The organism is Rhizobium sp. BK289 (genome assembly GCF_014193575.1).
Lineage (GTDB): Bacteria > Pseudomonadota > Alphaproteobacteria > Rhizobiales > Rhizobiaceae > Rhizobium > Rhizobium tropici_C.
Genome location: NZ_JACHZO010000018.1, coordinates 39,056 through 53,976 on the forward strand (window position 1 = coordinate 39,056; position 14,921 = coordinate 53,976).

General features: G+C 59.1%; 16 protein-coding genes. 8 read left to right on the forward strand and 8 right to left on the reverse strand.

Annotated features, from left to right (window positions below; all coding sequences use genetic code 11):
• Positions 1-598: 598 nt before the first annotated feature.
• On the reverse strand, positions 599-1,522 hold the full coding sequence (locus FHT84_RS26885) for an AraC family transcriptional regulator (protein ID WP_183765163.1): 924 nt from the start codon (positions 1,520-1,522) through the stop codon (positions 599-601).
• A 252-nt stretch (positions 1,523-1,774) separates the two neighbouring features.
• Here FHT84_RS26885 and FHT84_RS26890 point away from each other — a divergent pair, with 252 nt between their 5' ends.
• The 5 genes from FHT84_RS26890 to FHT84_RS26910 all read left to right on the forward strand — a co-directional run bounded on the left by FHT84_RS26890 (position 1,775) and on the right by FHT84_RS26910 (position 6,435).
• Positions 1,775-2,995, forward strand: coding sequence for an MFS transporter (locus FHT84_RS26890; RefSeq protein ID WP_246698645.1), 1,221 nt, complete (start codon positions 1,775-1,777; stop codon positions 2,993-2,995).
• 64 nt (positions 2,996-3,059) lie between these two features.
• Positions 3,060-3,905, forward strand: a complete 846-nt coding sequence (locus FHT84_RS26895) for an SDR family oxidoreductase (RefSeq protein ID WP_112342962.1) — start codon at positions 3,060-3,062, stop codon at positions 3,903-3,905.
• Between the two features lie 284 nt (positions 3,906-4,189).
• Positions 4,190-5,173, forward strand: a complete 984-nt coding sequence (locus tag FHT84_RS26900; RefSeq protein ID WP_112342963.1) for an oxidoreductase — start codon at positions 4,190-4,192, stop codon at positions 5,171-5,173.
• Between the two features lie 3 nt (positions 5,174-5,176).
• Positions 5,177-5,815: a VTT domain-containing protein gene (locus FHT84_RS26905; RefSeq protein WP_112342964.1), complete on the forward strand. Its 639-nt coding sequence runs from the start codon at positions 5,177-5,179 to the stop codon at positions 5,813-5,815.
• Entirely contained in the window at positions 5,812-6,435 is a 624-nt protein-coding gene (locus tag FHT84_RS26910; RefSeq protein WP_112342965.1) for a methyltransferase domain-containing protein, read from the forward strand. The genes FHT84_RS26905 and FHT84_RS26910 overlap by 4 nt, the downstream gene beginning before the upstream one ends.
• A gap of 53 nt (positions 6,436-6,488) precedes the next feature.
• Here FHT84_RS26910 and FHT84_RS26915 read toward each other — a convergent pair whose 3' ends face one another.
• Complete coding sequence (locus FHT84_RS26915; RefSeq protein WP_210209430.1) at positions 6,489-6,854, reverse strand: DUF1330 domain-containing protein; 366 nt, start codon at positions 6,852-6,854, stop codon at positions 6,489-6,491.
• Between the two features lie 123 nt (positions 6,855-6,977).
• Here FHT84_RS26915 and FHT84_RS26920 point away from each other — a divergent pair, with 123 nt between their 5' ends.
• Positions 6,978-7,916 (forward strand): AraC family transcriptional regulator, encoded by a 939-nt coding sequence (locus FHT84_RS26920; protein ID WP_183765110.1) that lies wholly within the window; start codon positions 6,978-6,980, stop codon positions 7,914-7,916.
• A gap of 49 nt (positions 7,917-7,965) precedes the next feature.
• Here FHT84_RS26920 and FHT84_RS26925 read toward each other — a convergent pair whose 3' ends face one another.
• Entirely contained in the window at positions 7,966-8,658 is a 693-nt protein-coding gene (locus tag FHT84_RS26925; protein WP_183765107.1) for a TetR/AcrR family transcriptional regulator, read from the reverse strand.
• Positions 8,659-8,725: 67 nt separating this feature from the next.
• Here FHT84_RS26925 and FHT84_RS26930 point away from each other — a divergent pair, with 67 nt between their 5' ends.
• The gene (locus FHT84_RS26930; protein ID WP_181592383.1) at positions 8,726-9,466 is read left to right on the forward strand and encodes an SDR family oxidoreductase; all 741 of its coding nucleotides are present in this window, start codon (positions 8,726-8,728) and stop codon (positions 9,464-9,466) included.
• Positions 9,467-9,647: 181 nt separating this feature from the next.
• On the opposite strand, the gene FHT84_RS26935 is transcribed toward FHT84_RS26930, so the two are convergent.
• The 3 genes from FHT84_RS26935 to FHT84_RS26945 are packed head-to-tail and all read right to left on the reverse strand — an operon-like array spanning position 9,648 to position 12,371.
• Positions 9,648-10,232 (reverse strand): intradiol ring-cleavage dioxygenase, encoded by a 585-nt coding sequence (locus FHT84_RS26935; RefSeq protein WP_112342970.1) that lies wholly within the window; start codon positions 10,230-10,232, stop codon positions 9,648-9,650.
• A gap of 41 nt (positions 10,233-10,273) precedes the next feature.
• A complete protein-coding gene (locus FHT84_RS26940) occupies positions 10,274-11,356 on the reverse strand; it encodes an aldo/keto reductase (RefSeq protein WP_183765104.1) in 1,083 nt (360 codons plus the stop codon).
• A gap of 22 nt (positions 11,357-11,378) precedes the next feature.
• Complete coding sequence (locus FHT84_RS26945) at positions 11,379-12,371, reverse strand: MBL fold metallo-hydrolase (protein WP_112342972.1); 993 nt, start codon at positions 12,369-12,371, stop codon at positions 11,379-11,381.
• A 169-nt stretch (positions 12,372-12,540) separates the two neighbouring features.
• Between FHT84_RS26945 and FHT84_RS26950 the strand changes: the two genes are divergently transcribed.
• Positions 12,541-13,446 (forward strand): LysR family transcriptional regulator, encoded by a 906-nt coding sequence (locus FHT84_RS26950; RefSeq protein ID WP_112342973.1) that lies wholly within the window; start codon positions 12,541-12,543, stop codon positions 13,444-13,446.
• 50 nt (positions 13,447-13,496) lie between these two features.
• On the opposite strand, the gene FHT84_RS26955 is transcribed toward FHT84_RS26950, so the two are convergent.
• The gene (locus FHT84_RS26955) at positions 13,497-14,042 is read right to left on the reverse strand and encodes a lipocalin-like domain-containing protein (protein ID WP_348628022.1); all 546 of its coding nucleotides are present in this window, start codon (positions 14,040-14,042) and stop codon (positions 13,497-13,499) included.
• A 1-nt stretch (position 14,043) separates the two neighbouring features.
• On the reverse strand, positions 14,044-14,877 hold the full coding sequence (locus FHT84_RS26960) for an SDR family oxidoreductase (RefSeq protein ID WP_112342975.1): 834 nt from the start codon (positions 14,875-14,877) through the stop codon (positions 14,044-14,046).
• Positions 14,878-14,921: the final 44 nt, after the last annotated feature.

The window sequence follows — 14,921 nt, forward strand, 5'->3', positions numbered from 1 at the left end:
TGCATGAGGCGACCTATCATGAGCTTGTCGCAGGATTTTCCTCGCGGCAACGCGATATGTATCTAATTGTAACGAGATCTCGCATTGCCGATGAATAGGGTTGAAGGGTCCCTCATAGGCTTTTGGGACCTGGAGATCGCTTTGTCGATAGCCACCAGCGTCAAGTCCTTTTTCCTCCGTGGTGATATGTCAGCGGCTTTCCGAGCCACGATGCGTATACTTCTTAAATCCAATCCGACAGTTGCCGATATCGGCTTTTCAAAGAAGGTATACCTATTCAGCCGCAGTCAGACCCAATGTCACCACAGTCTCTGCGATTTTCGGGAAGTCTCCGGCAACGACTTGCGTCCGCCCATGCGTCGCCTTTCTTAGCGCGTTAATGCGAGCACTCGCGTCGTACCTGCATGGACAGGTTTTACCAACGCCACAACCGAATCTTGGCCCCCGAATAATGGCCTCTGATTTGAATTTGTACTCCCGGCTAACTGGGTCGAGAGCAATAGGTGTCGATTCCGCTGTCTTCAGATACAGCCGATTGGGCGGTTCAGGCTCACCTCGGCCTGCTTGTATCTTCGTTGCAGACTGTTTCCTGAGGCGACTATGCGGATCGTATGGTGCGGCTGGCATATTCATTGTGGAGGCGCTGTTGATTCAAAGCATCCTGTTTGGGCGCAATGCCAAAGGTTCTTGAATACTCTCGGCTGAACTGAGACGCGCTCTCATACCCCACCTTGTAGGCCGCTTCGGCAACATTGGCAGCCTTCGTGACCATGAGGCGGCGGGCCTCCAACAGGCGGAGTTGCTTCTGGAACTGAAGTGGCGTCATCGAGGTCAGCGCCTTGAAATGCTGGTGAAACGAAGACGGGCTCATCCGCGCGACATCAGCCAATTGATCTACGCGCAAAGTTTCCGCGAAGTTAGTGTGCAAAAGGGCTACGGCTCTTACAACACGCTCGATGTTTGATTCCGGGCAGGCAAGTTTGCAGATCTCTCCGCCATGTGGGCCACTCAACAGCCAATAGCAAATCTCGCGCACGATCGAAGGCGCCAGGATCGGGATTGCCTTCGGCGTTTCCAGCAGCCGAACCAGGCGGAGGATGCAGTCGGCAAGTGGTTGATCAACTTTGGCGATAAAAGCGCAAGGACCGGTCGTTTCCGATTGGGCTGGCGGTGTGTCCAACTGTTCAAGGACTTGCCGCACAGTTGCCACATCGAAGTCGATCAAAACGCCAACATAAGGCGTTGCGGAACTTGCCTCCACGATCCTTCCGGTTGCCGGGACGCCAACACTGACGACCAGGCACTCCATGCTGCGGTAATTGAGATGTTCATCGCCGAACTGCAACTCCTTCGCCCCTTCCAGCACGACACAGAGCGACGGCCGATAGATGTTTCGCATCGGCATCATCGACTGAAACGAGCGGACGATATTGAAACCTTCTATGGCCGTCGGGAACAGGCCTTGCCCACCACCCTGTTCTTCGATGTAGGCGGTGACGGCTGAGAGCAATGGGGTATTCAAGCGAGGCTCCGGCTGTTTCAGGGGCCACGGCAACACGTGGCTCCTCGCCGGCATCATCGCCTCTCCTGCAGGAATAGGCAAGTTTCTTGAAGGTTCGGGCATTCTGGTCATTGGACACTCCATCTAGCTTAAGGATGCAACCAAGCGAGGAGTGACCCCAAGATGACAGAAATTGTCGCTCGGTCAATAGACCCTTTAGAGACACGAGGACCGCCTGATGCCTCCAGCCGGGAATATGTAAAAGGCTTGCGTATGGCCGCCATATGCATGGTGCTTCTGTTGATCAATGCGTTCTCGCAGATCGATCGGATCCTTCCCTTCATCCTTGTGGAGAAAATCAAAACGGACCTGTCGCTGACCGACACCGAGATGGGCCTACTGACCGGCCTCGCCTTCGCGGTTTGCTACGCGCTTCTCTCTTTGCCGCTTGCCCGTGCAGCAGATCGGAGATCTCCGCGGTTCGTGCTGGTGTCCTGCGTCCTGATCTGGAGCGTCATGACAACACTCGGTGGTTTTGCAGCCAGTTTCATGTTCCTCGCCCTCACACGCTTCGGTGTCGCGTTCGGCGAGGCTGGCGCCGTCCCCGCAGGTCATGCTCTCATTGTCCGCAAAATCCGACCTGAGCGCCGCGGCCTCGCTATTGGTCTGTTCGCAATGGGCATCCCACTCGGCACGATGGTGGGATTTGCCGCAGGCGGCGCGATTGCAGACGTCTTCGGCTGGCGCGTGGTTTTAATGGGTGCCGGAGCCATCGGCATCTTGATCGGGTTGCTAACAATTCTTGTCGCCGGTCCCACGCCACCGCTTCACGGCAAAGCCGCTCGCAATGAACCCTTCCTGCGAACCAGCCTTGACCTGTTGTCGTCTCCGGCGTTCCGCTGGTTCACTGGCGCCATTTTCCTGGGCTTCGCAGGTGCCCCTTTCTACGCCTTTTCCATACCGTTTCTGATCCGCACCTACGGTTTCACCGCGACAGAGGTCGGCGTTTCGTTCGGCATGTTGCAAGGGTTGATGGGGATCATCGGGACATTGGGCGGGGGACGCTGGTTTGATCATGCTGTCCGCTCAGGCACCGGCAAGGTGCTCGGTCCGCCGGCGATTTTATTCTTGATCGCCAGCGCAACGACGACTGCGGCGCTGTTTGCACCGACCGGCTGGATGTCCATTGCACTCTTCGTGCCTGGAATGCTCTCGTTTTCATTCATGCTTCCGTGGGGCTTCGGCGCCGCGCATCTGATCGCCGGTCCTGGGCGTCAGGCACAGGCGACCAGTCTCGTCATGATCGGCTCCGGTCTTGCCGGTCCGGCGCTTGGCCCGTTGATCGTCGGCATCGTCAGCGATGCGGCCACAGCAGCCGACATTCCCAATGGCCTCGCGCTCGGTTTGCTCATCGTACCCCTGGCGAGCGTCATGGCGGGGATTGTCTACCTGATCGCAGACCAGCGGATCGCGAATTTCCTTCGCCAGCGCTGAGCGCGAAGCGCGGCTGCGGACAACGGCTGCGGCACCTCGAAACTTTCTCAAAGGAGATACCACGATGTCTAATACCGATAATTCTCGCCGCTCGTTTCTGGCTCTGGCCGCCGCTGTTCCTTCAGCTCTCGCCATGGCGAGCGTTGCGTCGGCGCAGACGTCCGACGCTGGCACGCGACTCGGCGACAAGGGTGGCGCGGTGGTCACCGGCTCTTCGCGCGGCATTGGCGCCGCGACGGCCCGACGCTTGGCGCGAGATGGGTATGCTGTGACGGTGAACTATCTGACGAACCGGGATCTTGCCGAAGCGGTCGTGCGCGACATCGAGGCGGCTGGCGGTCGCGCCATCGTCCGCCAGGGGGACGTTGCGGATCCAGCTGCAGTCAAAGCTCTTTTCGATGCCAATGACGAAGCCTTCGGCGGCGTCGACATCGTCGTCAACAATGCCGGCATCATGAACGTTGGTCCTTTCGCTCAGATGACCGACGAGGCCTTTGACCGGATGATGGCCACCAACGTCAAAGGAAGTTTCAACGTGTTGCGCGAGGCTTCACGACGGGTCCGCGATGGCGGACGGATCATTAGCCTGAGCTCAAGTATCATCAAAATGAGCCCTCCCGCCACGGCGGCCTACGCTGCAACCAAGGCGGCGCAGGAGATCTATTCAAACGTTCTTGCCAAGGAACTGGGCGGCCGCAACATTTCGGTCAATGCGATATCGCCGGGTGCCGTCGACACTCAACTCCTGCGCCAGCATGGGGAAGAGGCACTTCGCGGCATACCGGAGGCTACCCCGCTTCGTCGCCTGGGTCAGCCGGAAGATATCGCCAATGTTATCGGCCTTCTCTGCTCGCAGGACGGGGCTTGGATCGATGGTCAAAACATCTTCGCGAATGGCGGCATCGCCTGATGGGCAACCGCTGCGGCGTGTATTGGCGCTGACGTCGTCGATCCGGACGCTGTCAGCGAGATAACTCCCGAACATCCGGCCTGGATGAGGTGAAGGGGCCGGGCGCCGCCTCGGCAGGTCGGTCGATACCATCGAATAGGCTCGGATCCGGAACCACCCCATTCTGGAGCCGCGAAAGGTCGCTTCACCCCACGGCGATCTCCCGTCCGTCCGCCGAAGGCATGCTCCAACAACACGTCTTCGGCGGACGGCTTTTGCCCCATTAGAAACAGAAGGAATGGACGATGCCACAACCCTGGACACTAAACGATATGCCATCTCAGAAGAGCCGGACGATCTTGATCACCGGAACGGGCGGTCTGGCCTTCGAAGATGCAGTTGCGATGGCTGAAGCCGGTGGCGACGTGATCATCGCGGGGCGCAATCCAACGAAAGGCGCCGAAGCCGTTCGGCGCATCAAGGAAAGGGCGCCGCAGTCATCGGTCACTCTTGAAATCGTCGACCTCGCCAGCCTCGCATCGATCGAGGCGCTGGCGAAAAGACTGAAAGAAACGCGCGACCATATTGATGTTCTCATCAACAATGCCGGCGTGATGACGCCGCCGACGCGTCAGACGACCAAAGACGGCTTCGAACTGCAGTTCGGCACCAACTACCTCGGCCACTTTGCCCTGACGGGCCAGCTCCTGCCGCTGCTCATGCGGGCACAGTACCCGCGGGTCGTCACGCTTTCCAGCATTGCTGTTCGAAGCGCAAGCGCCGCAATCAATTTCGACGACCTGCAAGCGGAGCGTGGCTATAAGCCGATGCCTGTCTACACTCAGTCGAAGCTGGCATGTCTAATGTTTGCGTTCGAACTGCAACGGCGGAGCGAAGAAGCGGGCTGGCGGGTTACCAGTATCGCTGCCCACCCAGGCGTATCGCGCACCGATCTGCTTCACAATGCCCCTGGGCGCCATAGTGCCCAAGGCCTCCTCAGGACGTTCTTGTGGTTTTTGTTTCAGCCTGTTGCACAAGGCGCGTTGCCGACTCTGTTTGCGGCTACGTCTTCCGATGCCCGCGGCGGCGGCTATTACGGGCCTGACAGGCTAAGCGAGACCCGTGGTCACCCAACGGAAGCACAGATTCCGCGACAGGCGATGGAAAAGCATGTGGCGCATAGGCTGTGGGAGATTTCAGAGAAGCTCACGGGCATCTCGTTCAGTGCGCAGGTTCCTCTTCCCGAGCGCTCCAGTCTGGACGAGACAACGATCAGACGGGAGGGGTGAGAGATGGACCCGCTCGGAAATCTTGTCGGCTGGATTGCGTTATATGGCATGTTTGGTCTCTTCGCGATCGGGCTTGCGGAGCGTTTCTTGCCTGCCCTGCCCTCCTATGGGGTCCTCGTCGCCATAGGTATTGCGGCCGACGATGAGGTCTGGTCGCTCCACACTGCCGTCATCGGGACGACGGTTGGAAGCTTGATCGGAGCTCTCGGCCTCTATCTTCTCGTGCGTGCAGTCGGAAAAAAGCGGACTTCGGCGCTTCTCTACTCTGTCGGTGGATGGGTGGGACTATCACGACCCCGTATCGACTGGACACTATCCTCCCTGCGCGAGCGTGAACGGGCGCTGACGATCCTGTCGCAGCTCATTCCTACCGTGCGATTGATCTCGCCGGTGGCGGCTGGGCTTTTAGGCACAAGTACGCTGCGGTTTGTCGCTGGCGCATCGATCGGCATCGTCCTGTGGAACGGCTTGTTTATTGCCGGCGGTTACCTGGCTGTACTGGCCATCCCCGGCATTAATTCGTCCGCACTCGCCCTGAAAATACTGATCCTGCTTGTTACTGCGGAACTGCTCGTCGCCTCGGTGTGGCGGCTTCAGCGGCGATATCGAGCGCGCCCGGCTTTTGGAGCAAGCAAGCGATGATGAACCGAACTGCAGATGCATTTTTGTTTTTTCGGGCGTGGCTTTCTGCTCCCCTTCGCGTTGCCTCCGTCACTCCGTCAGGGCGCGCATTGTCTTCCCTTATGACCGCAGAGATATCGGCGCAGACGGGCACAGTCATCGAGTTGGGTCCTGGAACCGGGGTCTTTACGGAAGCCTTGCTGCAACGGGGTGTTGCCGAAGAAAATCTCGTGCTGGTCGAATATGGTGCGGAATTCGCGAACCAGCTCAGCAACCGCTTTCCAGCCGCAAGAACTGTTCAGATGGATGCTGCTCGGTTGCGAAAGTTGCCAATTCACGCGAAGGCGCCTGTGGGTGCTGTTGTCAGCGGCCTTCCTCTTCTATCGATGCCGTCGCGCAAGGTGCTCGCGATCGTGGAAGGGGCATTTTCGCTCCTACGCCATAATGGAGCATTCTACCAATTCACCTACGGACCGCGATGTCCGATTGCCAGACCCTTGCTCGACCGTCTAGGCCTGAAGGCGACGTATGTCGGCTGGACCTTTGCCAATATCCCGCCCGCAGCCGTCTATCGCATCACGCGACGAAGACTGCGGCAGGGCGTGCAATCGGAAGCGTCTAGATCTGTTACCTTATGGTAGAAGGACTCAGCTGCACGATCCTGAGCCTTTCGGATGCGAGAGCGCCAGTTGCGTCAGAGTTTCATCACGCTAATCGGCTGCAGCACCGCTTCTTCCAGAGCCGACATCCGGATTGGATCGGCAACGGCGTAGGCCGGGTCGGCGATCATATCGACGAAAGTTGACCGGTTTGGATAGCGCACCAGCGCCACCGCATCCCAGGATTGGCCGGGTTCGGCGCAGAGTGCGGTCGCCCCATCGCCGGCAAAAAGGATTTCGGCGCCGTAGCGGGCAACGATGGGACCGGCCATGGCAAGGTAGTCGAGATAACGCTGCCTTCCGCCGTCAGCTTTGAACCGAAGCAGGTTCAGCATGACGATGGGCTGGCCGTCGTCTTCGGCAAGAAAACGGTCAATATCGGCGGCAGTGACTTTGATCAACATTATTCTCCGGTGAAACGGCCCCGAGGTATAGGGGTCTCGTGAAATCCTCCGGCAAACTATGCTATCGCTTCTGCACGCTCCATAATGCAGACTCCAGAAGACTTTATCTAAAGCCCAAAAATGGATCCTTTTCTTGATCTAATTCGACTGCTGCAACCGCGCGCTGCTCTTTTGGGTAGAGGCATGGACGCCGCCGGTGACTGGGGCCTGAGCTTTCCGGCGCTGGGAGATCTTTTGTTTTTCTGGATAGAAGGCGGCAATTGTCAGTTGATACGACCCGGTTGCGATCCGTTGCTGCTGGAAAAGGGCGACTTCGTGCTGCTGCGCACAACGCTTTCCTTTACACTGACCTCAAGTCAGGAAGTAGAGCCATTGGACAGCGTCGCCGCGGTGGCCGCTAAACAGGGGGGCCGCTTGAAGCTGGGCTCCGGTCCGGAAAGGCAGATTTCGCTCCACATGGGCAAATTTCTGTTCTCAGCAGCCAACGAGGATCTCCTGGCAGGGCTTCTTCCGCCCATGGTTCAGATACCCTCGCATTCGCCCAAACTCCACCGGCTTCACAACCTGCTCACGCTAATAGAATCCGAAGCCCGCGACCCTGGGCCGGCAAGCGAATTCATCATCATCCGTCTCGTCGAACTGACGCTGGTCGAGATTCTCAGGATGCCGGCCTCGGATTTTCCGGAACAAAGTCAGGGAGCCGCCGGTCCGGGCCTGCTCGCCGGCCTTCGCGACCCCGTTACGTCCAAAGCCATTCGGGCCATGCACGAAAATGTTGGGCAAGATTGGACGGTCGGAGCTCTGGCAAAGCTTTGCGGTGTTTCCCGCTCTGCTTTGGCTACCCGTTTCCAATCGCTCGTCGGGATCGGACCAATCTCGTATCTTTTGCGGTGGCGCATGGCGCTTGCGAAGGAGGCCCTCAAGTCTGGGACGGCAAGGGTGGAGGAGATCGCCTTTTCAATTGGCTACAAGTCGGCAAGTGCGTTCAGCACTGCCTTCACCCGCGCCGTCGGCTGCTCGCCAAGCCGTTTCGCAGAAAGCTCGTTCCGCTCTTCATAAGAAGAGCAGAGTTGAACCATCCAAAATTCTTATCGGTTCGGGTCGACGCTCAGGCCCTGCGCTCCGCGTGCTGATCGACGTTACCGGCCATATTCTCCCAGCCGGACAGCGCCATTTCCGCCGCGGCATGCAGTTCGACCCGTTCCGCTCCATCGCGAGCGCGGATCGCCATGCCGCTTTGGACGATCTGCACGAACCTTGCCAGCCTCGTCGTATCTGCCGAGGGGACAAGATCACCGTCGCTCTTTGCTCTGTCAAAGCGCGCCTTGAGGATGTCGAAACCACCTGCGCGGGTCGCTCGCATGAGTTCGCTCAGGTCGGAGTGTCCTTCACTGCCCACGGTGGCGAGTGTCGCCATGCACCCGCGAGGCAGATCGCAATCTCCACCGGTCATCGCGACCGCGGAATCCTCGAGGAATGCGAGAGCCGCCTCTTTCGCAGTGGACGCCTTTCTGAACCGCGTCCATACGAGCCCCTCGTAGGTCGTGTAATAGTACTTAAGCGCTTCGGCATAGAGCTCATCCTTCGAACCGAAGGCAGCATAGAGGCTCTTCGTGCCGATCCCCATCTCATCCGTCAGATCAGCGATGGAAGTTGCCTCGTAGCCTTTGGTCCAAAAAAGTCTTGTCGCTTTGGCGAGTGCTGTAACGCGGTCGAATTCTCGCGGTCGACCGCGCGAGCGGAGGGGCCGTTCTGAAGCTTTAGGTGACGATGGAGAATTATTGTGCATCGACCACTGCATAATTCAGTTGACGGCGGTTTGCAATGGCCATACGTATTTCTACATCGATCACTGCATAAAAGGAAAGATCATGGAATTGCTTGGAAAACGCGCCTTGGTGAACGGCGGCTCTCGCGGAATAGGCGCTGCGATTGCAATTGCTCTTGCTGAGAAGGGCGCGGATGTCGCCTTCACCTATCAGCGTTCGGCGGACAGGGCTGCGTCAGTGGTCAAGACCATCGAGGAAAAAGGCCGCAGTGGGCTTGCCATTCAAGCCGACAGTGCCGACCCGGACGCCATCCGCCGCGCCGTCGGCCAGACCGTCGACACACTTGGAGGGCTTGATATCCTCGTCAACAGCGCGGGTATCGGAACCGCCGGCATGACCGCGGATCTGGCACTCGTCGACCTGCAGGCCATGCTTGATGTGAACGTTCGCGCCCCGGTCCTTTTTGCGCAGGCAGCAATCCCGCATCTTTCATCCGGTGGCCGGATCATCTCTCTCGGCTCCTCTCTTGCAGAGCGCGTTCCTTTCCCGGGTGTGACGGCTTACGCGATGTCGAAGTCGGCACTTCTGTCGTTCACTCGGGGCCTTTCGCGCGAACTCGGACCTCAAGGCATCACCGTCAATCTCGTTCTACCGGGTTCAACTGACACGGAAATGAATCCCGCCAATGGTGAGAATGCTGACTATCAGAGGAGCCTCACCTCGCTTGGGCGCTTCGGCGAGCCCCGTGAAGTCGCCAGCGCGGTGGCGTTCCTGGCGGGTCCCGCTGCAAGTCTGATTACCGGCGCGGTTCTCAGTGTAGACGCGGGCTTCAACGCCTGATTTGAACCCTTGCTGTGTTTGGACGTCGGGCATCACGACGTCCGGCAAGCAATTTCAAACAACCAATAATGCGTGAGGACGGCTTGTCTCTGTCAACGAGGCTCCGTAAAAGAGCTCAATGGCCGAATTTGGAAAAAGTAGGCTGGCGACTAAACACTCCCCTCCCTAGCGGCTTTCCTCGTTAGATCACGAAATCGAACCGTCCAAACTTTCCATCGCCGGTTTGCTTGATGTCGAGGAGCAGTGCCTCATCAAACAATCTGTCTCCGGCATTCCTCGCCTCGCCGGGAAAATAGAGCTGCGTGGTCAGGAGGCGCCCACCGGGACGCTGGACCTTGAAATGGAAGTGACGCGTTCGTCTGGGATATAGCGCGGGCACGATGGTGTTGAACCACCAGCGTCCCTGCGTGTCGGCGAATTGGTATCCGCGCAAGCGGAAGCCCACGCTGTCATAGTCGCCGTTTTCGTCCGCGTGCCAGATTTCGACAAGGCTGCCGCCAAGCGGCCGGCAACGATTGTCAAACACGAAACCGGCGACGGTTATTCGCTCGCCTCCGGGTGCATCCGAATAGAGATCCCGATTGAGCGGTGAGTTCAGCCTGAAGAAGGGACCGGCTTCCCGTTCGAGGGTCAGTTCGTCTTCATCGTCACATGCGGGGGTGAGCGGCAGTTCGGGAGCGACGTGCGCAAACGCCCTCATTCTCGCCGCCTCGATGAGAGGCAGCGTCAGAAAGGCCATCAGAAGCGAGCGTCTGGTGGAGGGCAAGTCCGGTCTCCCGGTGTGATGGCGGGTTAATCGACGCGCCGTTACTGCAGGCGCTGCGCGGCGTTGGCCTGTGCCTCTCGGATCAGGCCGGAATACATGTTCTCCTTGCCGGGATACCACGGCATCGTACCGATGGAGCCGAAGCCGGGAAGGGTCTCCATATGTGCGACCATGCGGGCGCGCATGCGCTCGTCAGGTAGCGGCCCCGTCATCGCCTGGACATTGTCGCTCATGTGGTCGGGGTTGGACGTACCGCAAAGTACGCTCGTGACGGCCGGATGCGCCATGACCCATTTCAGAAAGAACTGCGCCCAGCTCGTCGCACCGAATTCGGCTGCGAAACCGGGAAGCGGCTGCCCCTCGACTACCTTCATCAGCCGCGCCTTTTCGAGCGGCAGATTGATCAGGACGCCGACGCCCTTGTCGGCGGCGGCCGGCAGCAAGCGCCTCTCTGCGTCGCGGTTGAAGATCGAGTAGTTGGTCTGGATGAAACCGACATCGTCGCGTTGGATGATGGCCAGCAACTGGTCCTGCGCCGCCGACTCGTGGTGGGTCACGCCGACGTGGCCTATGAGCCCTTCCTTCTTCCAGGCTTTCATCAGCGGAATGATGACCGGCGCATTGGTGATGCTGTGGCATTGCATGAGATTGATTGTGTCACGCCATGTCCGCATGCGCGACTGCCGAAAGCTTTCGATCGCGTGGCTTTCGTCTCCAAGATATTCTCCCCTCGACCAGACCTTGTTGGCGAGGAACAACTCGTCGGATCCTTCAAACTCGCCCATGAACTGGCCGACGCTGACTTCGGCCGAGCCGTAGAGAGGTGATGTGTCGACCACGCGGCCGCCTGCGGCGACGTAACGTTTGAAGACTTGGCGGAGAGCGTCCCGGCGATCCCCGGGCTTGAGGTCGAAGGTCAGGAAGGTTCCGAGACCCAGGGCAGTGACCCGTTCGCCGGTGCGTGGCAATGTGCGAGTCAGGACATCCTGATTTGCTCCAGAAGCTGACAACGCCGCATTCGTTCCCGAGGTCTGCGCGGTAGCGTGGGTGGCGAGAGCCAACCCTGTTGCCGCCGCACCCATCGTGCCGAGAAAGCCGCGTCTGTTGATATTCAACTGTTCCATAGGTGTTTCCTGTTTCTGAGCGTCAGAACTGCCAGTTGGCGGGAACCCAGGCGTAGCCGCCATCGGTCTTCAGCATCCGGCCGAGGCCGGGGAACGGATAGTGGAAGCCAAGAACGGGCATGCGCTCGGCGGCCGCCCTGTCGAAAATGCGCCGGCGCGAGGAAAAGGCCGTTTCCTTGTCCCGGTCCGGGCCCGGAAGCCAGGGCCTGTCGACGTTGACAACAGGGTGATAGGCAAGGTCTGCTGTCAGCAGCAACTGGTCGCTCCCGGAATGGACGAGAAAGGTGGCCATGCCCGGCGTGTGACCGGATGCGGCGATCGTCGTCAGACCCGGCACGATCTCGGCGCCGGCTTCATAAAGCTCGACATCGTTCGCAAACGGCCCAAGGCTGTTCTTGATGTTTGCCGCAAAGCGCAAACGGAATTCCTCCGGCACAGGCATGTAGGAGAGATCCGGATCGGTGCGGACGAAGAAGTCCCAGTCGGCCTTCGGAACAAACACCGTGGCGCGGGGAAAGGCCTTGCCGCCGTCTGCGGTTCTCAGATTGCCGACGTGGTCGGGATGGGTATGCGAGACGACAATCGCATCGATGTCTGCAGGACCGAGGCCGATCGCCGCGAGGTTATCGAAGATACGGCCGCCATTCGGGCCCATGGTCTTGCCGGCTCCGGCCTCGATCAGAATCCGTCGACCGCCGGTTTCGATTAGCAGGGTGTTGAGATTGAGGGTCATGTGGTCGGTCGGCAGAAATGCTTGACGCAGGACCTCCTGAAGCTCGGCTTCCGGCGCGTTGCTGGCATAGACGCGAGGCGGGCCACCAATCACACCATCGCTCAAGACAGTCGCGCTGATGTCTCCGACGCGGAAGCGGTAGTGACCGGCATTGCCCGTCACCGGGGACGCGGCCTGGGCGTTGGCGCTGCTGGAGCCACCCAGGCTTGGGATGAACATGGTCGATGCGCCGGCGACAGCGGACAGCATGATGGCACGTCTGTTGAGGGTAAAGGCACTCATCAGGTTTTCCTCCGTGTGGGCGCTCAATTGCTTCATCGCTTCGCACGGGTCGAATTGACCGTGAAAGCAAACATCAAGCACCGCGTTGAGCTCGGCATCAACCATGACATGGGGCAATTGATCTGATAACCTGCTTTAAGTTTATCGGCTTGATTAGAAAAACTTTGCAATGGATCCTATTCGCCTGGACAGCTTCGATGTGTTCGTGGCCATCGTGCGCTGTGGTGGTTTCCGCGCAGCCGCACATGAGCGAGGCGTGTCGTCGTCGGCCTTGAGCCAAACGATGAATGGGCTGGAAGAGGCTCTGGGTATCCGGCTCCTCAACCGAACGACGAGGAGCGTATTCCCAACGGAGGCAGGACAGCGCCTTCTGGAACGTCTGGCGCCTGCACTGAGCGACATCCGGCTCGCCATCGCCGAGGTGGACGAATTACGGGATAGTCCGTCTGGAACGCTTAGGATCAACGCGCCGGCGCCGGCTGTCGATCATTTTCTTTGCCCACTGGTGTTCGACTTCATGGACGTTTATCCCGAGGTGAAGATCGAGATCATCAGCGATGCGGCCGTCATCGATATCGTAGAACAGGGTTTCGATGCCGGCGTCAGGTTCGGCAAGCAGCTGGCCCAGGACATGATCGCGCTGCCACTCGGGCCCGCGCTTCGTTATGCAATCGTCGCCTCGCCCGGCTACATCAAGAGGTGCGGAGAGCCGCAGACACCACACGAGCTTGTTGATCACGACTGTATAAGACGTCGTTTCCCAGGTGGCACCCTCGTTACCTGGCGATTTTCCGAGGGGGGCGAAGAGATCGAAGTCACTCCAACCGGCCGCTTGACGGTCAGCTCCGCACACAATGAACTGCAAGCTGCGCTGGCGGGCAGAGGAATAGCCCATGTCTTCGACGACTATGCGAAGCCGCATATCCAAACCGGCCGGCTGGTGGAGCTTCTCTCCGACTGGAGCCCGACCTTGCCGCATTGGTTTCTATACTACCCCAGCCGCCGACTTCCGAGCGCCGCCATGCGTGCGTTTCTCGATTTCATGAGAAGCTACGACTGGGAGGCGAAGGACTGAATGGCGCACGCTCGAAGGTCGAGGCCTCAGGGGAACCGCCCTTCAGTGCCTCATTTGACCCGCTGCCATTCGATCCTGATTTCGATGCCTTCCGGCCTGCGGAATTGTTCAGTCATGCGGTCGCCATCGACGACGAGCGTGAGATCATCACGTGTTCGCACGCTGCCAATCCAGTTCGGGAATGTCGATCCCTCGACGCGGTTTCCGCTGAATTCTCCCTTCTCATCGATGGTGTAGGTGCCGAAGAACCCGATGCTGCGTGACATGGCCATGCGATTTTCATCGTCCGTCCCCCCACCGCGGACATTGGAAGCAAACCGCGGGACATCGGCGTCGGTCAGAACTTCCACGAAGTGCATATCGGGCGTGAAGACGAGAAGCCCGTTGGGCTTTTCTCCATAAGCAGCGATATTTCTGCCGCCGGGGTCGATCGTCGCCGACATCATACGCCAGGTTCCGACGACTTGGTTCTCCGCTGCTGTCTGCGCGGATGCAGAAGATGACACAGTCAACACAAGCGCCAATATAGCTGATTGAACGGACATGCTGTTTCCTTTCCTGTGCGTGAGATCTGTGTGTCCCAGCCGTTGCTGCACTTCACAGATCCTGCCTATCGGCGGAATTCGCCACTCCCCGCTGCGCCTTAAGGGCGGCGAGGCGCGCGGACAGCGCCTGTGAGATCGAGGAATAGGCCGTGCTGCCCAGCGCCAGCCGCAATGGCGGCGTCTCGCTCTCGGCGGCTGTTATGATTGCGGACACGGTGCGCGCCGCATCTCCCCTGATTTCGAAGCTACCCTCAGTGATCGCCCGGCGAACGGCGCCGGCAGGAGTTTCGTCATAGGCATCCATCGGTTTCGCGCAGACGAGATTGGCTCCGAAATTCGTGCCGGTTGGTCCCGGCTCGGCGATGATGACGTCGATGCCGAACGGAGCCACTTCCTGTGCCACGGCTTCGAGGAAGCCCTCGATGCCCCACTTGGTCGCATGATAGAGGCTGAACCCGGGATACGCGATCTGCCCACCTTCGGACGAGACCTGAACGATCCGCCCGCCGCCTTGCTTTCGAAGAAGGGGCAGTGCAGCACGGATCAGATGAATGGATCCGGTAAGATTGGTGGCGATCTGCCGGTCGATCTCTTCATTCGTGAGCTCTTCCGCAGCACCGAACAGGCCATAGCCCGCGTTGCTGACGATCACGTCTACGCGGCCATGCCGCTTAAAGGCTCCTTCGACGGCCGAGACAATGCTCTCCGGCTCGATCACATCAAGCTGAATGGTATCCAGGTGCTCGCGATATTCCTGCTCAAGTTGCGTCAGTGGTCCTGAGCGGCGGAGCGTTGCAATCACCTTGTGCCCTTGGGCGAGTAACTGCTGCGCCATTTCGAAACCGAGTCCGGAAGAAGCGCCGGTAATGAACCATGTCTTTGGCATGTGATTTTCCTCATCTGTTCATCGCCGAATGTAGACCCGCACGA